The sequence below is a fragment of the Herbaspirillum rubrisubalbicans genome (assembly GCF_003719195.1).
Lineage (GTDB): Bacteria > Pseudomonadota > Gammaproteobacteria > Burkholderiales > Burkholderiaceae_D > Herbaspirillum > Herbaspirillum rubrisubalbicans.
Map to the genome: position 1 here is coordinate 3694458 of NZ_CP024996.1, position 22874 is coordinate 3717331.

Genomic DNA, 22874 nt, shown 5'->3' on the forward strand with positions numbered 1-22874 from the left:
GCCGGGCCTCAATGGCCCGAGATTTCGGAAATCGACGTCCGCACCACCTGCCTGGTATTCATGTCGAAATGAACGTTGAAGAGCCGGTCCTCATGCACGTAGTGATATTTCCAGTCCCACACTTCCTCATTCTTGCGGGCAAACTGCACCACGCTGCGCGGGCGGCCAAACTCGCGGCGGATCTGGTCGGCCGTCATGCCGGCACGGATGGTGTCAAAATGCTCCTGGGTCAGCACCTGGCGGTAGTCGATCAAGGTACCGGAGGCGCCGATGGCGAACATCCAGGTACGGATGCCTTCCGGCCCCTTGGGATATTCCAGCGTCCTGGCGCCCCCGCCGTCCTCCCAGACGGTATCGGGCTGCCCCATCACGCCGCGCACGTCGGCTTCGCTGGAAATGCCCTTTTGCAACTTGTCCAAACCGAACTCCTCGATGGGATTGCCATTGCGGTCGCAGCCGAACATGGCCAAAGCGACAAGAAAAGCCCCGCATTTGCCGGCATGGCGGCGCAGGCAGGTGAATAAAGGTTCACGCATAGGTAATTGATTATCCCTGATGAAGACAAGGTAAAATACGGCTTCTGTGTAACATTTGGCCTGAAAATATCATGCTCTTCGGAAAAAAGACCACTTACGTATCTGAAATCACCCAGTTCATCGACGAACTGAAGACGAAGAACCCGAAGCTGGAAGAGTCCCAACGCGCCGGCCGCGCCCTGCTGTGGGACAAGGAGCCGCTGGACCTGGACAAGACTGCCCGTGACAAGGCCTCGCGCGTGGCGCAGCAGCCCTACGTCTACCAGAACCACTAAGCTGTTCGCATGACGGTTCCAGCAGGTGGTGCCGAACCCGCCGGCCAGGCCGGCGCGGAACCCAGCGCCGACGCCATCGATATCACTCCCGCAGGACAGCAGGACAGCACGCCCGACGTGATCGACGGCGTGGCATTGGCACGCCTGTACGGCGAGCCGCTGTTCCAGTTGCCCAATGACCTCTACATCCCGCCGGATGCGCTGGAAGTGTTCCTGGAAGCCTTTCAGGGGCCGCTGGATCTGTTGCTGTACCTGATCCGCAAGCAAAACTTCAACATCCTGGACATTCCGCTGGCGCAAGTGACCGCCCAGTACCTGGAATACGTCGAGCAGATCCGCAAGCAGAATCTGGAACTGGCCGCCGAATACCTGCTGATGGCGGCCATGCTCATCGAAATCAAGTCTCGCATGTTGCTGCCGGCCAAGAAGGTCGAGCCCGGCGAAGAGCCGGAAGACCCACGTGCCGAGCTGGTGCGCCGTCTGCTGGAATATGAACAGATCAAGCTGGCCGCCCAGGAGCTGGACCAGTTGCCGCAGGTCGGCCGCGACTACGTGCGTACCCAGGTGCATATCGAGCAGACCGTAGTCACGCGCTGGCCGGAGGTGGACATCGATGACCTCAAGGCGGTCTGGGCCGATATCTTGAAGCGTGCCAAGCTGACCCAGCATCACCACATCAGCCGCGAGGAACTCTCGGTACGCGAGCACATGACAGGGATCCTGCGGCGCCTGCAGTCGGCTCGTTTCGTGGAGTTCTCCGACCTCTTCGATCCCTCGCGCGGAGTGCCGGTGGTGGTGGTCAACTTCATCGCCCTGCTTGAGCTGGCCAAGGAAACGCTGATCGAAATCACCCAGGCCGAAGCCTTCGCGCCCATCTATGTCAGACTGTCCTACTCGCCCAGTTGAACGGGCGCAGCACACCTGAAACCCGGGCTGGCTGACTCACGATACCTGCGCCGGCCATCCCGTAACCAGAGAATCCGCATGAAAATCATTTCCTCCATCGAAGAACTCCGCGACCACCTGCGCGGCCAGTTGCGCACCGCCTTCGTGGCGACCATGGGCAACCTGCATGAAGGCCATCTCTCGCTGATGCGCCTGGCGCGCACCCACGGCGATCCGGTGGTGGCCTCGATCTTCGTCAACCGCCTGCAGTTCGGCCCCAACGAGGACTTCGACAAGTATCCGCGCACCTTCCAGGCCGATGTCGAAAAGCTGGAGAAGGAAGGCGTCTACGTGCTCTTCGCTCCGACCGAAAAGGACATGTACCCGGAACCGCAGGAATACCGGGTGCAGCCGCCCAATGACCTGGGCAACATCCTGGAAGGTGAATTCCGTCCCGGTTTCTTCACCGGCGTGTCCACCGTGGTGATGAAATTGTTCTCCTGCGTGCAGCCGCGCGTGGCCGTGTTCGGCAAGAAGGATTACCAGCAGTTGATGATCGTGCGCAACATGGCGCGCCAGTTCGCCCTGCCCACCGAGATCGTCGGTGCCGAAACCTATCGTGCCGAGGACGGCCTGGCGCTGTCCTCGCGCAATGGCTACCTGTCAGCCGAGGAACGCGCCGAAGCGCCGTTGCTCTACCAGGTGCTCAACGATGTGGCCAATGAAGTGCGCGGTGGCCAGCACAATGTGGCCCAGGTCGAGCAACTGGCCATGCAACGCCTGGCCGCTCGCGGCTGGAAGCCGGACTATGTGGCCGTGCGCAAGCGTATCGACCTGCAAGCACCGTCGGCTGCCGACATGGAACAAGGCACGCCGCTGGTGGTGTTGTCGGCCGCCAAGCTGGGCGCGACCCGCCTGATCGACAACCTGGAAATCTGAACCATGCGCGTGGCGGCGCTTTTTTTCCTGCCAGGGGCGGCGGCAGCGCTGCTGGTCAGCGGTGCTGCCCACGCCAGCCTCACCGTCCAGGATGACCTGGGCCAGACGGTCACACTGGCACAACCGGCCAGACGCATCATCAGCCTGGCGCCGCACGTGACCGAACTGCTCTATGCCGCCGGTGCCGGCGCGCAGATCGTGGGCGTGAGCAATCACAGCGACTATCCCCCGCAAGCTACCCGCCTGCCGCTGCTGGGGGGCTACAACGCGCTGGACATGGAGCGCATCCTCAGCCTCAAGCCAGACCTGATCGTGGCCTGGCACAGCGGCAACAAGCCGCTGCAACTGACGCGCCTGCGCAGCTTCGGCATTCCCATCTACGAAAGCCAGCCGGCTGACTTCGGCATGATTGCCGCCTCCCTGGAAAAGCTGGGCCACCTGGCCGGCAGCGATAGCACGGCACAAGCCGCGGCAACGGCCTTCCGTGCACGTTGGCAGCAACTGCAATCGCAATATCAGGGCCGCTCGCCGGTGAGCGTGTTCTATCAGATCTGGAGCCAGCCGCTGATGACGCTCAACGGCCAGCACATGGTCTCTGCCGTACTGCGCCTGTGCGGCGGACGCAATATCTTCGCCGATCTGCCGCAACTGGCGCCGACGGTCAGCGTGGAGGCGGTACTGGCAGCCGATCCACAAGTCATCCTCACACCCGGCGATGCACACGACCAGCCGCTGCAACGCTGGAAACAGTTTCCCCGCCTGCGCGCGGTGCGCGATGGGCAACTCTATACGGTCAACGCCGATTGGATGAACCGGCCCGGGCCAAGGGTGCTGGAGGCGGCGCAGGAGGTGTGCGGGAAACTGGAGCAGGCGCGGCGGATAGCGCCTGCTCCATAAGAGACATCCCTTGCAGGAGAACACGCCCAAAAAAAATCCCTCCACCAAGGAGGGATTTTCAAGACCTGCAAACTGCAGATAATTGTTTCTTAGAACTTGTACTTCACACCAACCGAATACAGGTTCGCTTTGTTGTCACTTTCGCCGCCCAGTTTCTCCAAACGAGTGTAACCCACGCGGATACCGACGTTCTGGGAGACGCTGAAATCGTAGCCCAGGCCATACAGGTAGCCGGTGCCGCTTTCGGAGCTGCTGGCGCTCAGGCTGCTATTGACGATATTGATCTTGTAGTCGACGGAAGAATGCGTCACACCTGCCTTCAGGTACAGGCCCGGCACGAATTCGGTGAACTTGTAGATCACGGACAGATCGCCGCCCTTGACGCTGGCCTTGGCGTTGTAGCGCACGCTACCGGTGCGGTTGGAGCCGTCTTGCTTGAAATCATCGGTCGCGAAGTAGGCCAGTTCCACAGCGAAGTTCTTGTTAAACTGATAACCGACCAAAGCGCGCAGGGTAGCAGCCTCGTTGGTTTCGGAGGTCTTGAAACCGCCAATGGGAGGACTAATGCCGTCAATGGTGGTGATCCCGCCTTCCAGGCCCAGATAGACGCCGCTATCTACGGTCTGTGCTGCCACCGAACCGGCGGCCATCATGGTGGCCATTGCTGCAACTGCAATATTTTTCTTCATTCCTGATTATCCCTAGATATTATTTGTCAGTATTACGTCAGGGTTTTCCCCGGCGACGATTATATCGGGAGGTGAGAATTCGTAAATATCAGTAAAGAGATTTCTCGTCGCTTATGACGATTTTTTGTCTAAATACAACATATTTTCCACAAAGAATATGAAGAGGTTTTCAATCGATGCGGCTCGCCCCGCGGCCCTACCGTGCCACGAACACCACGCCGTCCGGGCTTTCGACGGGTACGAAACGACAACCGAAGGCTGTTTCCAGCAACGCCGGCTGCATGACGCTCTCCACCTGACCCGCCTGGGCAGAGGAGCCATTGAGCAGCAGGATATGCGAGGCGAAATGTCTTGCCAGATTAATATCGTGACAACTCGCCACAACCGCTTTTCCCTGCTGCGCGAGCCCCTGCAACAATTGCATTACCTGTAATTGCGCGGCGATGTCCTGATGCGAGGTGGGTTCGTCCAGCAGATACAGCGCAGGCGCCTGGACCAACAAGGTGGCCAGCGCCACGCGCTGCCGTTCACCGCCAGACAGACACAGCAGATCCTGTCCGCCGAGGTGGGGCAGCCCAACCTGCTGCAGCGCCTGCCGTGCCAAGGCCATGTCGCCAAGCGTGCCACCCCAGCCATCGCCGTGCGCAAAGCGGCCGGCCATGATGGCATCCAGCACCGGTAGCGAAAAAGCATCCTGTTGATGTTGCAGCACCAGCCCGCGCTGCAAGGCTAGTTGCAACGGCGACAGTGACGACAACTCTTGCCCCTGCAGAGCAATCTGGCCTCCATAAGGATGCAAGCCAGCCAACGTGTGGAGCAGACTGCTCTTGCCCACCCCGTTGCGGCCCAGCACGCACCAGAATTCACCGGCAGCGACCTGCCAGTCCAGACCTCGCAGCAAGACCTGTGCTCCGGCGCACACCGTGAGCTGGCGCGTCTGCAAGAGGACAGGTGAAGAAATCTTCATACGCGGCTCCGCGCCAGCAGCCAGAGGAACACCGGCACCCCGATCAGCGCCGTAATCACCCCCACCGGCAACTGCACCGGCGCCACCACCGTGCGTGCCAACAAGTCCGCCAGGGTCAGCGCCGCACCACCGGCCAGTACCGAGGCCGGCAGCAGCAAGCGCTGCTCGTTGCCGATCACCAGGCGCAGCCCATGCGGCACCACCAAGCCGACAAAACCGATGGTGCCCGCCATGGCCACTGCCACCGCCGTACAGGCCGCGGCCACGCACAAGCTCATCACGCGCAAACGCAACACCGGCACCCCCAGCAATTGCGCAAAGGCATCGCCGCGCGCCAGCAAGTTCAGCGACGGTGCATGACGCAGCGTCCACAGCAGCGCCAGCAGCAACACCAGTGCTGCCAGTGGCAACAGACGTCCATCGTCGAGGTCGCCGATCAACCAGAACACCATGCCGCGCAGTTGCGCATCGGGCGCGACCGACAGCGCCAGCGAAATGAGCGCCCCGAAACCGGCGGCCAGCATCACCCCGGTCAGCAACAGGCGCTGGCTGGAGAGCAAGGGCGAAATCGCCAGGTGCCGCAATGACTGGCGCACCAGCCCGAACAGCAGCAGCATGGCCAGGCCGGCCCCCAGCAAGGCACCCGGCGCGGTGACCAGTTGCAGCGGCCAGCCCAGTGGCAGGGCCACCAGCATGGCCAGCAAGGCGCCCGCCGCCGAACCACCGGATAGCCCCAGCACATAAGGATCCGCCAGGGGATTGCGCAACAGGATCTGCATCAGCGCCCCCGACAAGGCCAGCGCCCCACCTACCGCGAAAGCGGTCAGCGCCCGCGGCACGCGCAGCGACAGCAGCAGCGCCACGCTGTCGGCGGGGGCCGATGGACGCAGGCAGCCGGTACTGCCGCATAGCGTGGCTGCCGACAGGGCCAGCAAGGACAGCAGCAGCAAGCCGCACAGCACGGGCAGGTAAGATCGCATCGGCACCAGGCTAGGTCGAGAAAAAGATGAAGAAAAGTTCAGTTCCGCCTCAGAAGTCGTAGCGGGCAGTGAATTTTATCGCCCGACCGTCTTCCGGGTAGATGCCGGAGACCGCACCGCCACTGCAATCATAGGCCTGCGAGTAATACTTGCGATTGGCCAGGTTGGTCCCGGTCACGGCGAACTCCCAGGCGCTGACCCGCAGTGCATAACGGGCATCGAAGCTGGTAAAGGAGGGCATCCGGGCGCAGGTATTGGCGAAATCATTACCCATGCGCTGGCGATCCACCCAGCGCGCGCCGACATCGGCACTGTGCTGGCCGGACTTCCAGTTGATCCGGGTCGACAAGGTATTGGCCGGCACCAGCGCCAGTTGCTTGCCGCTGTTGTCGCCCTCATCGAAGCGCGCATTGATGTGCTGGTAGGTGGCGCTCCATCCCAGGGTTTCGCTCAGTTGTACGCGCCCTTCCAGTTCTACGCCCTGGTGGCGAGTCGCGGCCAGGTTGCTGTTGGCGCCGAAGCCGCCATTGGCGGTCGGATCGTAATACAGCTCATCGCGCACACGATGACGGAACCAGCGCAGCGTCAGCTGGCGCGCGGCATTGCCCAGGGTGGCGCCCAGTTCCAGATCATGCGAGACCTGGGGCTTGAGCACGGCGCCGGTGGGCAAGGCGGTGAAGCCGTTTTCGTCGGGCGTGGCCAGGCGGTAGCTCTGGCCGATCTTGGTGAAGCCGCGCAGCAAAGGCAGCGGCGCATAGCTGGCTTGCACGTCCCAGGCATTGACCGCGCTGGTGCGACCGTAGGCGCCGGAATTGCTCTGCTGGGTGAACAGTTCGCGTCGCACGCCGGCGGCCAGACGGGCATTGTGGTCGAACTCGATCTCATCGCGCAGGTAGAGCGCCTTGGAATGCTGGGAGGCGTCGCTGTTGCCATAACTGGCATTGTTGAAGGAACTCCATTCGGCCAGGTCGATGCCGGCAATGGCTTCGTTCTTCCACGGACCACGCTCGATCAAGTGGCGCAGGCGCGGCGAGAATTGCGTGCTGCGGATGTTGACCTGCGAACTTGAGCCGCTGCTGACATAGGTGGAGCGGGCAATCTTTTCGCGATGCGCCAGTTCGGCAGCGACGTCGAAGGCGCCGAAGCGGCGTTCCAGGAAGGCCGTGATGCTGTCGTTATCATAAGAACCATGGTCCAGCGGCTTGGTGGTCTGGCGTGCATTGGCGTCATATTGTGCCTGACTCAGGCTCCCAGGCAGGCCGAAATCGGCACGTGCCAGGTTGGCGCGCAAACCGAAGCGCCAATCGCTGGCGAACCATTGGACCGTGGTCGCGAAGTTTTCCTGGTTGGCGCGGCTGTTGTCGCGCCAGTTGTCGGCGTGCGACTTGCCATAGCTGGCATCGATGGACATATTGCCCCAAGCGCGCGCGAGCACTGCCTGGCCGGCGCGCAGGCCATTGCTGCCCACCTCGCCCAATACCGTGCCATGCCCGGCATTGGCTTGCGGACGACGCGTGATGATCTGGATGGTGCCGCCGGTGGCGCCGCTGCCATACAACACGCTGCTGCCGCCGCGCACGATCTCGATGCGTTCGATACTCTCGATGGGAATCGAGGACAGCAGTGGCGTGCTTAATTCATTTTCGGAAATGCGCACGCCATCGACCAGCACCACCATGTTCTGGTCGCCATTGGTACCGAAGCCGCGCAGGTCCAGCGGGAAATCCTGCGGGCCAGCGAGGCTCTGGCGGCCATAGACGCCGCCCAGCTTGCGGATCGCTTCATTGGCATTGTCGATGCCGGCCTCACGGATCTGTTCGGCCGTGATGACGGTAGCGGCCACCGGCGCAAAGGCCGGGTCATTAGGGAAACGCCAGGCCGAGACCACCACCGCCGACAGCGGCTGGGCGAGGTCGGCGGTGGCGGCACCCGCCCAGCAAGCCGGAATCAGAGTCGACAGGATCAGCGCAGTGGAGGTGCGCAGGACAAAACGAGGACGCGGACCGTCGTGACGGACCGGAAAAGCAGCAATAGACATGAACAAGAGACTCGATGAAGGTGTGCAGCCTGCCTCCCCGCAGGCCGCAATCAACGGAAAACCGCTGCGGCCTGGGCCATGCGCGGCATCCTCCTGGTTTGGCCGGTCTCCGGGCTGCAGGCACGACCATCAGCCTTCCCATGCGGTGCAACCCGAGATCGGAGATCGCGCAACATGCACAGTGGCGTCAAAGATGGTGTTGCCGGCCAAACGCAACGTGTCTTCACGTTGCAGCCGGCGCCTGGTTACCGTTGCGGGGGCAGCACACCTTGACCTGGTCACCCACCTGTTGCGGGCAGCCTGGCGTGTGTTTCCCGTTTAACTGCCGGCACGAACACGCCAGCGGGCACCAAAACCGCGCCATTGTAGGCGTGCGGCGTGGACACCACAAGCTACCCGGACCAGGTGATGTAAATCAGCACAAGCCGGGCCGACGCATTGCTTTCAGGAAAAACCCGGATAAAATCCGTCTCTTATATAGAATAAATTCGATTTTCTTATCGAATATCTTTTTTATTTTTGCCTGGTCAGGATGTTGGCAAAGGTCGAAAAATTGAAACAAATGGGGGATTTCACTCGCTGTTTAGCCGATGAGATGGCCGCAAGCGGCCCTATACTCGGCGCCATGGCATCGTCGACCCGTGGACCCGCTGCCTGGTCCGCTGGCCTCACCTGTCATCCCTGAATCGTTGTCGTGGTCTGCGAGCCTTCAGACTCTGCCTCTGCCTGCCGATATCTTTTGGGTATCGAAGGCAAGGCAGTTGCTGTGCCTCCCGGAACGACGTATTTGATCCGCCTACGGGCAATTTGCACAGCAGTGCGCCGCCGAGCGCACCCAATTTGTTGGGAGAATCAGTAATCATGAGCGACGACGTTGATCTGGAAGCATTGTTTGACGAAATTTCCGCACAAACGCTACCGGGCATGACCGCCAGCGACGGCGGTGCTGCCGCACCGGCCGGGACCGAACCGGCAGCCGACAGTGCCCAGCCGGATGCCGAGGACCAGAGCGACAAACCCATGTATGAACGCCTGGGCGGCATCGTGCGTCTGTTGCACGACTCGATGCGCGAACTGGGGTATGACCGCTCGCTGACCGACGTGGCCGAACAGATCGGCGACGCCCAGAGCCGCCTGGAACACATCGCCACGCTCACCGAACAAGCCGCCAACAAGGTGCTCAATGCCCTGGACTCCGGGATGCCGGCCCAGGACCGCCTGCAGGAACAGGCCAAGGACATCAACGCCCGTTGGACCAAGCTCTATGCCGGCCAGATGAGTATCGACGAATTCAAGGCGTTGGCGGGCGACTCGCAGAAATTCTCCAGCTCGGTCATGGAATCGACCGAAGCAGAAAAAGCCCGCATGTTGGAAATCATGATGGCCCAGGACTTCCAGGACATCACCGGCCAGTTGATCAAGAAGATCGTGGCCATCACCGCCACCGCCGAGCGCGAGCTGGCGCAATTGCTGCGCGACAATGCCCCACCCGAGGTGAAGGCGCAGATGGATGCGGAAAAACCGGTTTCCCTGATGAATGGTCCGTCCGTGGGGGGCACCGCCATGGCACAGGACGATGTGGACGACTTACTCGATAGCCTGGGGTTCTAATGGATGACGAAATGCTCAAGGACTTTGTCGTTGAAGCGTTGGAGCTCGCCACCAACGTGGAAGAGCATCTGCTGACGCTGGAACGACATCCTGATGACCTTGAAATCCTCAACGCGGTCTTCCGCGCATTCCACACCATCAAGGGTGGCGCCGGGTTCGTGAACCTGCCGGCCATGGTGTCGGCCTGCCACCTGACCGAAAACCTGTTCGATGCCCTGCGTACCGGCAAGGCACCGGTGACGCCGCTGGCCATCGAAGCAGCACTGCAAGCCAGCGGTTTCGTAGCCGACCAGTTGAACGAGCTGTCCAATGGCGCCGCGCCCGACAGCCTGGCCTCGATGCCGGCCGAACTGAAGGACATCCTGACCCAGGCCATCGAAGGCAAGAGCGAAGCCGCTGCGGCCCCGGCCACCGCTCCCGCAGCGCCGGTCGCACCGCAAGTACAGGCCACCAGCGCCGCCCCGGCCAGCGTGGACGGCAGCGCCAGCGTAATGAAAGATGGCGAGCTGGATTGGCCGGCCATGTACCAGGCGTTGGTGCCGGGTGCGGCAGTGGCCGCGCCGGCTGCCGCCGACAGCACAGCCAGCGCCGCCGCTGCAACGCCGGCACCAGCTGCAGCACCCGCAGCCGCAGCCGCAGCCGAAGGCGAACCCAAGGCCGCCGCACCCGTGCAGCAAAACCGCCGCGCCACCGATTCCCCCGGGGGTGCCAAGGAAGAAAGCATCCGTATCGATGCCGTCAAGCTGGATGCCCTGCTGGAAGTGGCCGGCGAATCGGTGCAGGCCGCCAACCAAGCCTCGGTGCTGCTGGAAAAGCTGCAACAGTTCAAGTTCGAAGGCACGGCCGCCGCGCTCATGTCGACCCTGGCTGAAACCCTGGGCCGCGCCTCGCGCTATTCCAGCGAACTGCAGCGCGCCACACTGTCAACCCGGATGCAACCGGTGGGCCGCCTGTTCCAGAAATTCCCGCGACTGGTCCGCGAACTGGCCAAGGACCTGGGCAAGGATGTCGATCTGGTCATCACCGGTGCCGACACCGAAGTCGACCGCGTGGTGGTGGACAGCCTCTACGACCCGCTGGTGCACATGCTGCGCAACTCGCTGGACCACGGTATCGAAGTCGACCGCGCCGCCGCCGGCAAGCCCAACAAGGCGACCATCTCGCTCAACGCCTGGCAGGCCGGTAGCAGCGTCATGATCGAAGTCTTCGATGACGGCAAGGGCATGGACCCGGACATGCTACGCAGCAAGGCACTGGCCAAGGGCCTGATCAATGAGCACCAGGCACTGACCGCCGACGAAGCGCTGCAACTGGTGTTCCTGCCGGGCTTCTCGACCAAGGAAGTAGCTTCCAGCGTTTCTGGACGCGGCGTGGGCATGGACGTGGTCAAGACCGCCGTGGAAAAGCATCGCGGCACCATCCGCATCGAATCCACCATCGGCAAAGGCACCAAGTTCTCAATCCGCCTGCCGATCGAACTGTCGATCATCCCGACCATGCTGGTGCGCTGTGCCGGCGCCCCCCTGGCGCTGCCCATGGCCGTGGTGGAACGCGTGGTGGAGCTGCCCGAGACCTTCGACGAAGTGGGCGGCGCCCCGGTGCTGCGCGACCAGGGCCGTCCGCTGCCGGTCAATTCGCTGGCCGGCGTGCTGGGCTACGAGCCGGGCAATGAGCGGGTCGGTATCGTCATGGCGGTGCCGCATCCCTACATTCTGGGCGTGGAGTCAGTGGAAGGCACGGCCGACCTGGTAATCAAGCCGCTGACCGCGATCCACACCGCCGGCATCACCGGCACGGCCCGTTCGGCCGAGGGTGAGCTGGTGCTGGTGGTGGGCTTGTCCTTCCTGCTGGATGGCTGCCGCGACCTGGAGCGCACGGCAGTGGCCTGATCAGGCTGCCAAGCGGTAAAAACGAGAACGGCCGGATCTTTGCAGATCCGGCCGTTCTTTCGTCTAGCTGTGCTCTATTGGTGTCGGTGCTTAAAGTTCATACATGTCCTTCTCGCCCTCCATGACCTGCGCGATCAGCTTGCGGTTCAGCGTCGGCGCCAGCAATTCGATGAAGGTATAGACATATCCCCGCAAATACGCCCCTTGCTTTAAGGCCACCCGCGAGACATTGGTGCCAAACAGGTGGCCAGCCGGAATGGCACGCAAGCCGCGGTCGCGCTCGGCATCGAAGGCGATGCCGGCAATGATGCCCACGCCCATGCCCAGTTCCACGTAGGTCTTGATGACATCGGCGTCGATGGCTTCCAGCACCACGTCCGGTTTCAGGTGGCGCAGCGAGAAGGCATGGTCGATCTTGCTGCGGCCGCTGAAGGCGGAATCATAGGTAATGAGCGGATTGGCGGCGATCTCTTCGAGCGTCAGGCTCTTCGATTGCAGCAGCGGATGGTCGGGCGGCACCACCACCACATGCTCCCATTGATAACAGGGCAAGGACACCAGGCCTTCACCGGAAGCCAGTGCCTCGGTGGCGATGGCGATGTCGGCCTGGTCGTTGCGCACCATCTCGGTGATCTGCTTGGGATTGCCCTGCAGCAAGGAAAGATGCACCTTGGGATATTTCTGGGTGAAGGCTTGTACCACCTTGGGCAAGGCATAGCGCGCCTGGGTATGGGTGGTGGCGATGGTGAAACTGCCGCTGTCGTGGGCGGCGAATTCCTTGCCGATGCGTTTCAAGCCATCCACTTCCTGCATGATCAGTTCCACCGACCGCAGCACCGCCCGGCCCGGCTCGGTCAAGCCACGGATGCGCTTGCCGTGGCGGGTAAAGATGTCCACGCCCAGCTCTTCTTCCAGCTCGATGATGGCCTTGGAGACGCCGGGCTGTGAGGTATACAGGGCCTTGGCCGCCTCCGTCAGGTTGAAGTTCTGCCTTACCGCTTCACGCACGAAACGGAATTGATGAAGATTCATGTGGGAATTCCTTCGCTTCTACCTGGTCAGCAGGACGGCGCCCCGCGCCAGCCTCATTGACCTTGCCTGCTTCATTTGCCGCATTTCCATATGCCAAAGGCGTATATAAGCAAATAAATACTATGTAGTTTGGTTTGAAACATAAGTTTATTACGATTCGCAGACTAATGGGCGAGGTGTTATGACTGTTTCTTATGTAGTAAGCGGATTTGCCGTAGGACTGCTGGTCGGACTGACCGGGGTCGGTGGCGGCTCGCTCATGACACCGCTGTTGACCTTGCTGTTCGGCATCCATCCATCGGTGGCCGTAGGTACCGATCTGGCCTTTGCCTCGGCCACCAAGACTGCCGGCACCCTGGCCCACCGCTTCAAGGGTACCGTGCGCTGGGATGTGGTGCGTCGCCTCTCTTATGGCGCCCTGCCCGCCGCGCTGGTGACCACGCTGCTGTTGAAGCACTTCGGCGCCGTCAGCGAGGGCATTGCCCTGACCATCCGTTATTCGATCGCCATTTCGGTGTTGTTGACCGTGATCGCCCTGCTGTTCCGTTCGCGGATGCAAGCCTGGCTCAATGCCCATCCGCAACGTCAGTTGCAGGGCAGCACCTTGGCCACGGCGACCATTGCTGCCGGCGCCCTGCTGGGTACGCTGGTGACCATTTCTTCCATCGGCGCCGGTGCCGTCGGCGCGACCTTGCTGGTCTTGCTGTATCCTCGCCTGTCTCCGGCCGAGATCGCGGGTACCGACATCGCCTATGCCGTCCCGCTGACCGCCATTGCGGCTCTGGGTCACTGGTGGCTGGGTTCGATCAACTGGGAATTGCTGGCCACCCTGTTGCTGGGTTCGGTGCCGGGCATCACCATCGGTTCGCTCGCGGCGCGAGCGGTGCCGGAGAAATTCTTGCGCGGCCTGCTGGCCATTACGCTGACGAGCGTTGCAGTCAAGCTGATTTGGTAGGCTTATTTTCAATCGGGCGCACCCTGATCCGGGCGCCCATAAGACGTTAACAGGGAAGACAAGATGTACCGCTATGACCAATACGATCACCTGATCGTCAAAGAGCGAGTCGCACAATACCGGGACCAGGTGCGTCGGCGCCTGTCGGATGAACTGGCCGAAGACGAATTCCGTATCCTGCGCCTGCAGAACGGCCTGTACCTGCAACGCCATGCCTACATGCTGCGCATCGCCATTCCCTATGGCATGTTGGCCTCCAATCAATTGCGCAAGTTTGCCGAGATCGCCGTCAAGTACGACCGCGGCTATGGTCACTTCACCACCCGCCAGAACATCCAGTTCAACTGGATCAAGCTGGAAGAATCGCCCGAGATCCTGGAACAGCTGGCCAGCGTCGAAATGCACGCCATCCAGACCTCCGGCAACTGCATCCGCAATACCACCTCCGACGAACTGGCTGGCGTGGCCGCTGACGAAATCGTCGATCCGCGGCCCTATGCCGAACTGATCCGCGAGTGGAGCACCTTCCACCCCGAATTCGCCTACCTGCCGCGCAAGTTCAAGATCGCCATCAGCGGCGCCGCCGAAGACCGTGCGGCCACCGCCGTGCATGACATCGGACTGCATGTCATCAAGAACGAAGCCGGCGAAGTGGGCTTTCGCGTGCTGGTGGGCGGCGGCATGGGCCGCACTCCCATCCTGGGCAGCGTCATCCGTGACTTCCTGCCCTGGCAGCACGCCATGTCCTACCTGGAAGCCATCCTGCGCGTCTACAACCAGTACGGCCGCCGCGACAACATGTACAAGGCGCGCATCAAGATCCTGGTCAAGGCCATCGGCCCCGAGGAGTTCGCCCGCCAGGTGGAAGCAGAATGGGCCGACATCAAGGATGGCCCCTCCACCCTGACCGAAGAAGAGCTGCAACGCGTAGCCAAGTTCTTCACCGACCCGGCCTATGAAACCCTGCCGGCGGTGGATGCCGAATATGAACGCCTGAAGGCGGAAGACCGCGGCTTTGCCAACTGGATCAAGCGCAACGTCAAGGCGCACAAGAAGGCCGGCTATGCTGCCGTGATCCTGTCGCTCAAAAAACCGGGCGTGCCGCCGGGTGACATCACCGCCGATCAGATGAACTTTGTGGCCGATCTGGCCGACCAGTACAGCTTTGGTGAGCTGCGCGTGACCCACGAACAGAACCTGGTGCTGGCCGACGTCAAGCAATCCGAGCTGTACGCGCTGTGGCAAGCGGCCAAGTCGCATGGCCTGGCCACCCCGAACATTGGCCTCTTGACCGACATCATCTGCTGCCCCGGCGGCGACTTCTGCTCGCTGGCCAATGCCAAGTCGATCCCGATCGCCCAGGCCATCGCCGAGAAATTCGAGAACATCGACTTCCAGCATGACATCGGCGACATCGAGTTGAACATCTCCGGTTGCATCAATGCCTGCGGCCACCATCACGTGGGCAACATCGGCATCCTGGGTGTGGACAAGGATGGTTCCGAGTGGTACCAGGTGTCGCTGGGCGGCGCCCAGGGCAACGAGTCTTCGGTGGGCAAGATCATCGGCCCCTCGTTCTCGGCCACCCAGATGCCCACTGTCATCGACCGCCTGCTGCAGGTGTATGTCAAGCAGCGCACCGAGGAAGAACGCTTCATCGACACCGTGCGCCGCATCGGTGTGACCCCGTTCAAGGAATTCGTTTACGCAACGCCGATCCGTTCGGCCGAGTATGTCGCAGGAGAAGACGCAAATGCCTGAAATCATCAAGAACAAGACCGTCGTCAGTGACGACTGGAGCGTGCTGCGCCTGGCTGAAGGCGAGACCGCAGAGAACGTCAACGTCCCGCAAGGCCGCGTGATCGTGCCGCTCAAGGTATGGCAGGCGCAGGGCGAAGCCCTGAAGTCGCGTGCCGAGATCGGCGTGTGGCTGGCCAGCGATGAGCGCCCGGAAGAACTGAAGGGCCAGTTGGACAGCTTCAAGGTCATCGCCGTGGACTTCCCCAAGTTCGCCGATGGCCGTGGCTATTCCATCGCCTACAACCTGCGCGCCCGCCTGGGCTATACCGGTGAGTTGCGCGCCATCGGCGATGTGCTGCGCGACCAGTTGTTCTACATGCAGCGCGTGGGCTTCGACGCCTTCGCCGTGCGGGCCGACAAGAACATCCATGACGCCGTCAAGGGCCTGACCGACTTCTCCGAGAAGTACCAGACCTCCTGGGACGAGAAAAACCCGCTGTTCCGCCGCGTCAAGCGCGAGACCGTGCAGACCGCCGACTGAACCGCTGAACCCAGATTGTGAAGAAGGAAGGACAGCCCATGGCTAACCCAGGCTTGCAAGACCTCATCGCCAAGACCCAGGCCACGCTGGAACGCATCGCCGCCGAGTACGCCCCGGCTGCGCTGGCCTCCAGCCTCGCGGCCGAAGACATGGTGCTGACCGACCTGATCCTGCGCGGCAAGCTGCAGGATCGCATCAGCATCTTCACCCTGGAAACCGGTCGCCTGCACAAGGAAACCGTAGGGATGATCGATCGCATCCGCGAAACCTACGACTACGAAGTCGCGCCCTACCGTCCGCAGCCCGAAGCGGTCGAGACCTACGTACAGAAGAACGGCGCCAATGCCTTCTACGACAGCGTGGAATTGCGCAAGGAATGCTGCCACATCCGCAAGATGGAGCCGCTGAACCGCGCTCTGCAAGGCAAGGCTTCCTGGGTCACCGGCCAGCGCCGTGCGCAATCGGTCACACGGGCTGAGCTGCACGTGCAGGAACGCGACGAAGCCCACGGCATGGAGAAGTTCAACCCCCTGGCCGACTGGTCGGAACAGGACGTGTGGGACTACATCCGCGCCAACGACGTGCCCTACAACCCGCTGCACGACCAGGGTTATCCGTCCATCGGCTGCGAGCCCTGTACCCGCGCCATCCAGCCCGGCGAGGATATCCGCGCCGGCCGCTGGTGGTGGGAGAACCCAGACTCCAAGGAATGCGGCCTGCATGTGGTCGATGGCAAGCTGGTGCGCATCAAGGCGCACGCAGCGAGCTGAACCAGAATTCAACCAGAGCAACAACAAGCAAAGCATCGGAAGGTCCGGCATGAACACAGCGGTAGACACACTCTTTTTGGACAACGCCAGCAACCGTCACCTCGACTGGCTGGAATCGGAAGCCATCCACATCATGCGCGAGGTCGCGGCCGAGTGCAGCAACCCGGCGCTGCTGTTTTCCGGCGGCAAGGACTCGGTGGTGCTGCTGCGCATCGCCGAGAAGGCCTTCCGCCCCGGCAAGTTCCCCTTCCCGCTGGTGCACATCGATACCGGCCACAACTTCCCGGAAGTCATCGAATTCCGTGACCGCCGCGCCGCTGAACTGGGCGAGCGCCTGGTGGTGCGTTCGGTGGAAGACTCGATCAAGCGTGGCACCGTGCGCCTGCGCAATCCGCAAACCGATTCGCGCAACGCTGCGCAAGCCGTGACGCTGCTGGAAACCATCGAGGAATTCAAGTTCGACGCCTGTATCGGCGGCGCGCGCCGCGATGAAGAAAAGGCCCGCGCCAAGGAACGCATCTTCTCCTTCCGCGACGAATTCGGCCAATGGAACCCCAAGGCCCAGCGCCCCGAGCTGTGGGACCTGTATAACACCCGCGTGCATCCGGGTGAGAACATGCGCGTCTTCCCCATCTCCAACTGGACCGAACTGGATGTGTGGCAATACATCGCCCGCGAAAAGCTGGCCCTGCCCTCGATCTACTTCGCCCATGAGCGCCAAGTGATCCCGCGCAATGGCCTGCTGGTCCCGCTGACCGACCTCACCCCGGCGCGCGAAGGCGAGACCGTGGAAAAGCAGGTCGTCCGCTTCCGTACCGTGGGCGACATCTCCTGCACCTGCCCGGTCGCCTCCGATGCCGCTTCGGTGGAAGCCATCATCGCCGAGACCGCAGTGACCCAGATTACCGAGCGCGGCGCGACCCGCATGGACGACCAGACGTCCGAAGCCTCAATGGAAAAACGCAAGAAGGAAGGATATTTCTGATGAACGCCGCCGCAACCCAAGCACAACTGGCCCAGGCCTCCGCACAATCGCACGAACGCGGCCTGCTGCGCTTCATCACTGCCGGTTCCGTGGACGATGGCAAGAGCACCCTGATCGGTCGCCTGCTGTTCGACAGCAAGGGCATCTTCGCCGATCAGCTCGACGCCATCTCGCGCGCCAAGCACAAGCGTACCGTGGGCGATACGGTAGACCTGTCGCTGCTCACCGATGGCCTGGAAGCCGAGCGCGAGCAAGGCATCACCATCGACGTGGCCTATCGCTACTTCGCCACGCCCAAGCGCAAGTTCATCATCGCCGACACCCCCGGTCACGAGCAGTACACCCGCAACATGGTCACCGGTGCCTCGACTGCTGACGCCGTCATCATCCTGGTGGACGTCTCCAAGGTGAAGCTGGGCGATGATGGCAGCGTGGAACTGCTGACCCAGACCAAGCGCCACTCCACCATCGCCCACCTGCTGCAGATCCAGCACGTGATCGTGGCCGTCAACAAGATGGACCTGGTGGACTACGACCAGACCGTCTATGACCGCATCGTCGGCGCCTACCAGCAGTTCGCGCAGCAACTGGGCTTGCAGGACGTACACGCCATCCCGCTGTCGGCCCTGGCCGGTGACAACGTGGTGGAAGCCAGCGCGCGGATGCCCTGGTATCAGGGGCCGACGCTGATCACCCTGCTGGAATCGCTGTCAGTGTATGAAGATGCGCACGAAGAAGCCTTCCGCTTCCCGGTGCAACTGGTGGCGCGCCACAACGGCCATGAAGCCAATGACTTCCGTGGCTACATGGGCCGCATCGAAGCCGGCAAGGTCGCCCGTGGTGACAAGCTGGTGGTGCTGCCCAGCGGCCAGAGCGCCACCGTCAAGGACATCCAGACCCTGGACGGCTCGCTGGAATCGGCCGCGGCCGGCCAGTCGGTGACCATCCTGCTGGACGAATACCTGGACATCTCGCGCGGCGATCTGCTGGCGTCGGCTGCCCAGCCTTCGACCATCCTCAAGAGCGTCAACGCCGATGTGTGCTGGCTGTCCGAAGAACCGCTGGACCTGCGTCGCAAGTACTGGCTCAAGCACACCACCAAGCAGGTGGCCGCGCGCGTAGCCAAGGTCGATACGCTGCTGGACATCAACACCCAGGAACGCCGCCCGGCCGAGACCTTGAAGCTCAACGACATCGCCCGCATCAGCGTCAACGTGCAGCAGCCCATCGCCGCCGATGCCTATCAGGATATCCGCGCCACCGGCGCCTTCATCCTGATCGACGAAGTGAGCCACCAGACGGTCGCCGCTGGTATGATTCGGATCGACTGATTTTCTTTCGATCCGCAATCGTATCTTCGACCAGGCCATGGCCACCCAACAGGCAGCGACTTCACTTTCTTCCGATTCACCCGCCCCCAGCCCGGAACATCCGGGCATGGTATGGCTGGTCGGCTCCGGCCCTGGCGCCGCTGACCTGTTGACGGTGCGTGCCGCACGTCTCCTGGCGCAAGCCGAGATCGTGCTGCACGATGCCCTGGTTACCCCCGACATCCTGGCCCTGTGCCCGCAAGCCGTGCTGGTCTCGGTGGGCAAGCGCAGCGGCCAGCGCTCCACGGCCCAGCCCGTCATCAACCAGAAGCTGGTCGAGGCAGCCCAGCAGTATCGCCGTGTGGTGCGTCTGAAAGGCGGCGACCCCATGCTTTTCGGCCGTGCCGATGAAGAAATGCGGGCGCTGGAAGAGCACAACATTCCCTTTGAGATCGTCCCCGGCATCACCGCCGCGCTGGCCGCTGCCTCCGCCGCCAAGCGCCCGCTGACGCGGCGCGGGATTGCGCGCAGCGTCTCGCTGTTTACGTCCAGCACGGGGGTCGATGAACCGGACGAAGTGCGTATGCCCAATGGTGATACGCTGGTGCAATACATGGGTGGCCGCGAAGCCACGGCCACCGCGCAACGCCTGCTGGCCCTGGGCCATGCGCCCGAGACACCAGTGGTGGTGGTGGAAAACTGCAGCCGCGCTGACCAGCACATCTACCATCTGCAACTGGCCGGCCTGGAAGCCGGGCTGCAAGCCTGCAGCGGACCGGTGCTGGTAATGATCGGACCGGCACTGGCGGATCGGAACTGAAACGGCGCGATGCCGCCTTGCGCAATGTGTTTGGCGTGGAGACGGCACAGGCGGTACGTATGTGCCGGCTACCCAACACGTCCCCTCACCCCGTCGTTTTTATCCCACTCCGTACAACCCGACACCCTGACTGGCGAAAAAAATTCGCCAATCTTGGTCAGGCGCTACGACGCCCCCTGGGACCGCACGGCCAATACCTGGGCCGTGAAACAGTAACCTGGACGCTGATTGCCGAATGAAAAAGCCAGCGAAGCCAGCGCAACCCGCTACTCAGGCTTGACGCGCCGTCCCGACGCAATACGCTGCAATCGCCTGCAATACCGCTTCATCCTCCCCCACTGCCGGCACCGTGCGAATCTCTACGCCCGGATGCGCCTGGCGCAGTTGTTCCAGCAGTTCCGGCAAGTCGCGACGCACATGGCCGCCCTGCCCCAGGAACACCGGGATCACGGTGATGCACCGGCTACCGCCAGCCACCTGTTGGGCCGCGACGGTGGGCAGATCGGGCTGCATCAGTTCCAGGAAGGCCAGTTGCACGCTGGCCCCCGGCATGGCCGCCTGGGTCAGTGCGCGCAGGCGTTCGAAAGGCGCGGCCCAGGCGGGGTCGCGTGCGCCGTGGGCGAACAGGATCAGGCTTTGGGTGACGGACTCGCTCATGATGGGCAACAGGTCTTTCAGGCTAATGAGATAAAACGGTCGGACTCAAGTGCGCTCCACCCACCACAACGAGCCGATGGCCAGCACCATGAACAACAGACTAGGCAGCGCCGCCGTCATGAAGGGCGGCCAGGTGTTGAGCAAGCCCAGGTGTGAAAACAGGCTATTGATGAGCTGGAAGCACACCCCGATCATGATGCCGGTGAAGATCTTCAGACTCACGCCACCGGCACGGAAATGCAGGTAGGCAAAGGGCAAGGCCAGTGCCAGCATCACGAAGATCGACAGCGGATAGACGATCTTCTTCCAGAAGGCGATCTCGTAGCGGTCGGTGCGCTGGTTGTTGGCTTCCAGGTGCTTGGTATAGGCCAGCAGGTCATAGGCCGACATGCGGTCCGGGTCGGCGAAGAGCACCGAGAGGATTTCCGGTGTCACCTCCGAAACCAGCTTCATCTGCGCCAGCTTCATCGTCTTGACCGGCTCGGTGATCTTGCGGTCCTTGTCGCCGGTGAAGTCCGATTGCACCACGTCGCTCAACACCCATTGATGATCGCCTTCGTACATCCCGCTCTTGGCCGTGACCATGCGCGCCATGTGGAAGTCGGTATCGAGTTCGTAGAGCTTGACGCCTTCGATACGGCCATCCGGTTGCACGGTCTGGATGTTGATGAAGCGGCTGCCGGTGACGTTGCCTTCCAGGCCGTGGTCCTTGATCACGTCCTTGGCCCACATGCCGGAACGGAACTGTGAGGACATCGAGGAGCCCTGTGCTTGCAATCGGAGCTTCTCGGCCCACTCCGACGCCTTGGGTGCGATCAGTTCGCCAAAGATGATGGTGATGACCGCAAAGCCCACGCCGATGCGCAAGAGCACCTTGGCCGCCATGCCGGTGGACATGCTGGAAACACGCATGATGGTGAATTCGGAACGCGCCGCCAGTTGCGAGAGCGTATAGATGGTACCGATCAGCACGGCGGTGGGCATCAGTTCATAGACATTGCCAGGCAAGCCCATCAACACATAGAACACTGCCTGCTGCAACTTGTAGCCATTGCGACCGACCTGTTCCAGCTGCCCCATCATCTCGAAGAAGGCAAACAAGGCCAGGAAGGCTGCCAGCGCAAAGAATACCGAGCGCGTGATCTCGGTGGTGAAGTAACGTTGGATGACTCTCATCTCAGGCCTCGCGCTGGAACGTCATGGCGCGCCGCACTCGGCTCCACAACCGGGATGGGTGGAAAGGATGGTTGATGTTCAGGCGCAGGGCAAACATGCCCACGATCAGCAGCGCGACGATCAGGTGCACCGGCCACCAGGCCATCACGAAACTCATGCGTTGCTGCGCCACCGAGGCCTGGAACACGCTCACCGTATTGCTGTAGACCACGAACAGCAGCAGCGCCACCAGCAGGCCCAGCGAACGGCCGGCACGTGGATTCACGAAGGACAGCGGAATGGCCAGCAGCATCAGGGCCAGCGCCATCAAGGGCAGCGCAATACGCCACAGCAGTTCGCCGCGCGCAAAGCCATCGCGCTTGGCCAGCAACTCGTTCATCTGCAGGGCGCGCGCCGAACGTTCACCGGCTGCCGTCTGCGACTGGTTGCCGATCAACAGGCCGTAGCGCTCGAAGTCGACGATCTGGAAATCCGGCAGGCTGGGCGAACCGTCATAGCGGCGTCCCTTTTGCATGACCACGAACTTCTCGCCATCGGCATCCACCGTAGTCTCGCCTTCCTTGGCCACCACCACGCTGTTCTTGCCATCCTGGTTGATGGTATTGACGAAGATATTGCGCACCTTGGAGGCATCGCCGGAAATACCTTCGACGAAGAAGATGCGGTTGGCCGCCGCCGATTCCTGGAACTTGCCCGGCGAGACGCGGGCGATGTCTTCGCGCTGCTCGAAGCGGCTGCGATATTCGCTGCTCTGCTCATTGGCCCAGGGCGTGACCACGAAGGACAGCACCGCCACCAGCGCCATGATGGGCCAGCCGAAGCGCAGCACCGGGGCGATCCAGCGCGTGAGCGACATGCCGCAGGAGAACCAGACCACGATCTCGGAATCCTGGTAGCTGCGCGTCATCACCAGCAGCACCGAAATGAAGCCGGTGAGGATCAGGATGATGGGCATGTAGTTCAGCGACTGGAAGCCGATCAGGGCCAGCACGTCTTGCGACGCCACCTGGCCACCCGCGGCCTGGCCGAGGATCTTGATGAGCATCACGGTCAGCGTGATGGTGAACAGCGTAGTGAAGACCCCACCTGCGGTGCTGGTCAATTCGCGTCTGAGGGCGCGCTGGAAAATCATGGGGATACTGGATTGGTCTCTGGTGTCGGGGTCATTGCTTCCGTGGCCTG

22 protein-coding genes and 1 riboswitch are annotated in these 22874 nt (G+C 62.1%); of the genes, 13 read left to right on the forward strand and 9 right to left on the reverse strand.

Going from position 1 to position 22874, the window contains the following annotated elements:
* Positions 1-8 precede the first annotated feature (8 nt).
* Positions 9-536 carry an outer membrane protein assembly factor BamE gene (locus RC54_RS16380; RefSeq protein ID WP_017451676.1) on the reverse strand — a complete coding sequence of 176 codons (528 nt, stop codon included), beginning with the start codon at positions 534-536 and terminating at the stop codon, positions 9-11.
* Between the two features lie 71 nt (positions 537-607).
* Here RC54_RS16380 and RC54_RS16385 point away from each other — a divergent pair, with 71 nt between their 5' ends.
* The 4 genes from RC54_RS16385 (at position 608) to RC54_RS16400 (ending at position 3532) form a co-directional block, all read left to right on the forward strand.
* A complete protein-coding gene (locus RC54_RS16385) occupies positions 608-811 on the forward strand; it encodes a DUF3460 family protein (RefSeq protein ID WP_017451675.1) in 204 nt (67 codons plus the stop codon).
* 9 nt (positions 812-820) lie between these two features.
* Positions 821-1717 carry a segregation and condensation protein A gene (locus RC54_RS16390; RefSeq protein ID WP_061788986.1) on the forward strand — a complete coding sequence of 299 codons (897 nt, stop codon included), beginning with the start codon at positions 821-823 and terminating at the stop codon, positions 1715-1717.
* A gap of 78 nt (positions 1718-1795) precedes the next feature.
* Positions 1796-2635 (forward strand): pantoate--beta-alanine ligase, encoded by an 840-nt coding sequence (panC, locus tag RC54_RS16395; protein ID WP_017451673.1) that lies wholly within the window; start codon positions 1796-1798, stop codon positions 2633-2635.
* Positions 2636-2638: 3 nt separating this feature from the next.
* Positions 2639-3532, forward strand: coding sequence for a cobalamin-binding protein (locus RC54_RS16400; protein WP_061788987.1), 894 nt, complete (start codon positions 2639-2641; stop codon positions 3530-3532).
* An 89-nt stretch (positions 3533-3621) separates the two neighbouring features.
* On the opposite strand, the gene RC54_RS16405 is transcribed toward RC54_RS16400, so the two are convergent.
* The 4 genes from RC54_RS16405 to RC54_RS16420 all read right to left on the reverse strand — a co-directional run bounded on the left by RC54_RS16405 (position 3622) and on the right by RC54_RS16420 (position 8206).
* A complete protein-coding gene (locus tag RC54_RS16405; protein ID WP_082803066.1) occupies positions 3622-4221 on the reverse strand; it encodes an outer membrane beta-barrel protein in 600 nt (199 codons plus the stop codon).
* A gap of 196 nt (positions 4222-4417) precedes the next feature.
* Positions 4418-5188, reverse strand: a complete 771-nt coding sequence (locus RC54_RS16410) for an ABC transporter ATP-binding protein (RefSeq protein ID WP_061788989.1) — start codon at positions 5186-5188, stop codon at positions 4418-4420.
* Positions 5185-6168, reverse strand: coding sequence for a FecCD family ABC transporter permease (locus RC54_RS16415; RefSeq protein ID WP_174526073.1), 984 nt, complete (start codon positions 6166-6168; stop codon positions 5185-5187). Before RC54_RS16415 ends, RC54_RS16410 begins: the two co-directional genes overlap by 4 nt.
* A 49-nt stretch (positions 6169-6217) precedes the next feature.
* Complete coding sequence (locus RC54_RS16420) at positions 6218-8206, reverse strand: TonB-dependent receptor family protein (RefSeq protein ID WP_061788991.1); 1989 nt, start codon at positions 8204-8206, stop codon at positions 6218-6220.
* A gap of 83 nt (positions 8207-8289) precedes the next feature.
* A riboswitch (cobalamin riboswitch) is annotated at positions 8290-8575 on the reverse strand.
* Between the two features lie 492 nt (positions 8576-9067).
* Between RC54_RS16420 and RC54_RS16425 the strand changes: the two genes are divergently transcribed.
* Both RC54_RS16425 and RC54_RS16430 read left to right on the forward strand, forming a co-directional pair.
* Positions 9068-9817: a protein phosphatase CheZ gene (locus RC54_RS16425; RefSeq protein ID WP_058896137.1), complete on the forward strand. Its 750-nt coding sequence runs from the start codon at positions 9068-9070 to the stop codon at positions 9815-9817.
* Complete coding sequence (locus RC54_RS16430) at positions 9817-11706, forward strand: chemotaxis protein CheA (RefSeq protein WP_061788992.1); 1890 nt, start codon at positions 9817-9819, stop codon at positions 11704-11706. Before RC54_RS16425 ends, RC54_RS16430 begins: the two co-directional genes overlap by 1 nt.
* Positions 11707-11796: 90 nt before the next feature.
* Here RC54_RS16430 and RC54_RS16435 read toward each other — a convergent pair whose 3' ends face one another.
* Positions 11797-12738, reverse strand: coding sequence for a CysB family HTH-type transcriptional regulator (locus RC54_RS16435; RefSeq protein ID WP_017451665.1), 942 nt, complete (start codon positions 12736-12738; stop codon positions 11797-11799).
* 181 nt (positions 12739-12919) lie between these two features.
* On the opposite strand from RC54_RS16435, the gene RC54_RS16440 reads away from it, so the two are divergent.
* The 7 genes from RC54_RS16440 to cobA all read left to right on the forward strand — a co-directional run bounded on the left by RC54_RS16440 (position 12920) and on the right by cobA (position 19859).
* Positions 12920-13693: a sulfite exporter TauE/SafE family protein gene (locus tag RC54_RS16440; protein ID WP_017451664.1), complete on the forward strand. Its 774-nt coding sequence runs from the start codon at positions 12920-12922 to the stop codon at positions 13691-13693.
* Between the two features lie 63 nt (positions 13694-13756).
* The gene (locus RC54_RS16445; protein WP_058896140.1) at positions 13757-15454 is read left to right on the forward strand and encodes a nitrite/sulfite reductase; all 1698 of its coding nucleotides are present in this window, start codon (positions 13757-13759) and stop codon (positions 15452-15454) included.
* Positions 15447-15974 carry a DUF934 domain-containing protein gene (locus RC54_RS16450; RefSeq protein WP_058896141.1) on the forward strand — a complete coding sequence of 176 codons (528 nt, stop codon included), beginning with the start codon at positions 15447-15449 and terminating at the stop codon, positions 15972-15974. Before RC54_RS16445 ends, RC54_RS16450 begins: the two co-directional genes overlap by 8 nt.
* Before the next feature lie 38 nt (positions 15975-16012).
* The gene (locus RC54_RS16455; protein ID WP_058896142.1) at positions 16013-16744 is read left to right on the forward strand and encodes a phosphoadenylyl-sulfate reductase; all 732 of its coding nucleotides are present in this window, start codon (positions 16013-16015) and stop codon (positions 16742-16744) included.
* Between the two features lie 49 nt (positions 16745-16793).
* The gene (gene cysD / locus RC54_RS16460; RefSeq protein WP_058896143.1) at positions 16794-17729 is read left to right on the forward strand and encodes a sulfate adenylyltransferase subunit CysD; all 936 of its coding nucleotides are present in this window, start codon (positions 16794-16796) and stop codon (positions 17727-17729) included.
* The gene (locus RC54_RS16465) at positions 17729-19060 is read left to right on the forward strand and encodes a sulfate adenylyltransferase subunit 1 (protein WP_058896144.1); all 1332 of its coding nucleotides are present in this window, start codon (positions 17729-17731) and stop codon (positions 19058-19060) included. The genes cysD and RC54_RS16465 overlap by 1 nt, the downstream gene beginning before the upstream one ends.
* A 37-nt stretch (positions 19061-19097) precedes the next feature.
* Positions 19098-19859, forward strand: a complete 762-nt coding sequence (gene cobA / locus RC54_RS16470; protein WP_061788993.1) for a uroporphyrinogen-III C-methyltransferase — start codon at positions 19098-19100, stop codon at positions 19857-19859.
* Positions 19860-20129: 270 nt separating this feature from the next.
* Here the strand turns inward: cobA and RC54_RS16475 are convergent, their stop codons facing one another.
* The 3 genes from RC54_RS16475 to lptF are packed head-to-tail and all read right to left on the reverse strand — an operon-like array spanning position 20130 to position 22824.
* Entirely contained in the window at positions 20130-20516 is a 387-nt protein-coding gene (locus RC54_RS16475; RefSeq protein ID WP_174526074.1) for a sirohydrochlorin chelatase, read from the reverse strand.
* 45 nt (positions 20517-20561) lie between these two features.
* The gene (lptG, locus tag RC54_RS16480) at positions 20562-21692 is read right to left on the reverse strand and encodes an LPS export ABC transporter permease LptG (protein WP_061788994.1); all 1131 of its coding nucleotides are present in this window, start codon (positions 21690-21692) and stop codon (positions 20562-20564) included.
* Between the two features lies 1 nt (position 21693).
* Positions 21694-22824: an LPS export ABC transporter permease LptF gene (gene lptF, locus RC54_RS16485; protein WP_061788995.1), complete on the reverse strand. Its 1131-nt coding sequence runs from the start codon at positions 22822-22824 to the stop codon at positions 21694-21696.
* Positions 22825-22874 lie beyond the last annotated feature (50 nt).

What these genes read in the sequence shown, in the direction of transcription:
- RC54_RS16380 (WP_017451676.1), bottom strand. Translation starts at nt 536, where the DNA reads ATGCGTGAACCTTTATTCACCTGCCTGCGCCGCCATGCCGGCAAATGC.
- RC54_RS16385 (WP_017451675.1), top strand. Translation starts at nt 608, where the DNA reads ATGCTCTTCGGAAAAAAGACCACTTACGTATCTGAAATCACCCAGTTC.
- RC54_RS16390 (WP_061788986.1), top strand. Translation starts at nt 821, where the DNA reads ATGACGGTTCCAGCAGGTGGTGCCGAACCCGCCGGCCAGGCCGGCGCG.
- panC (WP_017451673.1), top strand. Translation starts at nt 1,796, where the DNA reads ATGAAAATCATTTCCTCCATCGAAGAACTCCGCGACCACCTGCGCGGC.
- RC54_RS16400 (WP_061788987.1), top strand. Translation starts at nt 2,639, where the DNA reads ATGCGCGTGGCGGCGCTTTTTTTCCTGCCAGGGGCGGCGGCAGCGCTG.
- RC54_RS16405 (WP_082803066.1), bottom strand. Translation starts at nt 4,221, where the DNA reads ATGAAGAAAAATATTGCAGTTGCAGCAATGGCCACCATGATGGCCGCC.
- RC54_RS16410 (WP_061788989.1), bottom strand. Translation starts at nt 5,188, where the DNA reads ATGAAGATTTCTTCACCTGTCCTCTTGCAGACGCGCCAGCTCACGGTG.
- RC54_RS16415 (WP_174526073.1), bottom strand. Translation starts at nt 6,168, where the DNA reads ATGCGATCTTACCTGCCCGTGCTGTGCGGCTTGCTGCTGCTGTCCTTG.
- RC54_RS16420 (WP_061788991.1), bottom strand. Translation starts at nt 8,206, where the DNA reads ATGTCTATTGCTGCTTTTCCGGTCCGTCACGACGGTCCGCGTCCTCGT.
- RC54_RS16425 (WP_058896137.1), top strand. Translation starts at nt 9,068, where the DNA reads ATGAGCGACGACGTTGATCTGGAAGCATTGTTTGACGAAATTTCCGCA.
- RC54_RS16430 (WP_061788992.1), top strand. Translation starts at nt 9,817, where the DNA reads ATGGATGACGAAATGCTCAAGGACTTTGTCGTTGAAGCGTTGGAGCTC.
- RC54_RS16435 (WP_017451665.1), bottom strand. Translation starts at nt 12,738, where the DNA reads ATGAATCTTCATCAATTCCGTTTCGTGCGTGAAGCGGTAAGGCAGAAC.
- RC54_RS16440 (WP_017451664.1), top strand. Translation starts at nt 12,920, where the DNA reads ATGACTGTTTCTTATGTAGTAAGCGGATTTGCCGTAGGACTGCTGGTC.
- RC54_RS16445 (WP_058896140.1), top strand. Translation starts at nt 13,757, where the DNA reads ATGTACCGCTATGACCAATACGATCACCTGATCGTCAAAGAGCGAGTC.
- RC54_RS16450 (WP_058896141.1), top strand. Translation starts at nt 15,447, where the DNA reads ATGCCTGAAATCATCAAGAACAAGACCGTCGTCAGTGACGACTGGAGC.
- RC54_RS16455 (WP_058896142.1), top strand. Translation starts at nt 16,013, where the DNA reads ATGGCTAACCCAGGCTTGCAAGACCTCATCGCCAAGACCCAGGCCACG.
- cysD (WP_058896143.1), top strand. Translation starts at nt 16,794, where the DNA reads ATGAACACAGCGGTAGACACACTCTTTTTGGACAACGCCAGCAACCGT.
- RC54_RS16465 (WP_058896144.1), top strand. Translation starts at nt 17,729, where the DNA reads ATGAACGCCGCCGCAACCCAAGCACAACTGGCCCAGGCCTCCGCACAA.
- cobA (WP_061788993.1), top strand. Translation starts at nt 19,098, where the DNA reads ATGGCCACCCAACAGGCAGCGACTTCACTTTCTTCCGATTCACCCGCC.
- RC54_RS16475 (WP_174526074.1), bottom strand. Translation starts at nt 20,516, where the DNA reads ATGAGCGAGTCCGTCACCCAAAGCCTGATCCTGTTCGCCCACGGCGCA.
- lptG (WP_061788994.1), bottom strand. Translation starts at nt 21,692, where the DNA reads ATGAGAGTCATCCAACGTTACTTCACCACCGAGATCACGCGCTCGGTA.
- lptF (WP_061788995.1), bottom strand. Translation starts at nt 22,824, where the DNA reads ATGATTTTCCAGCGCGCCCTCAGACGCGAATTGACCAGCACCGCAGGT.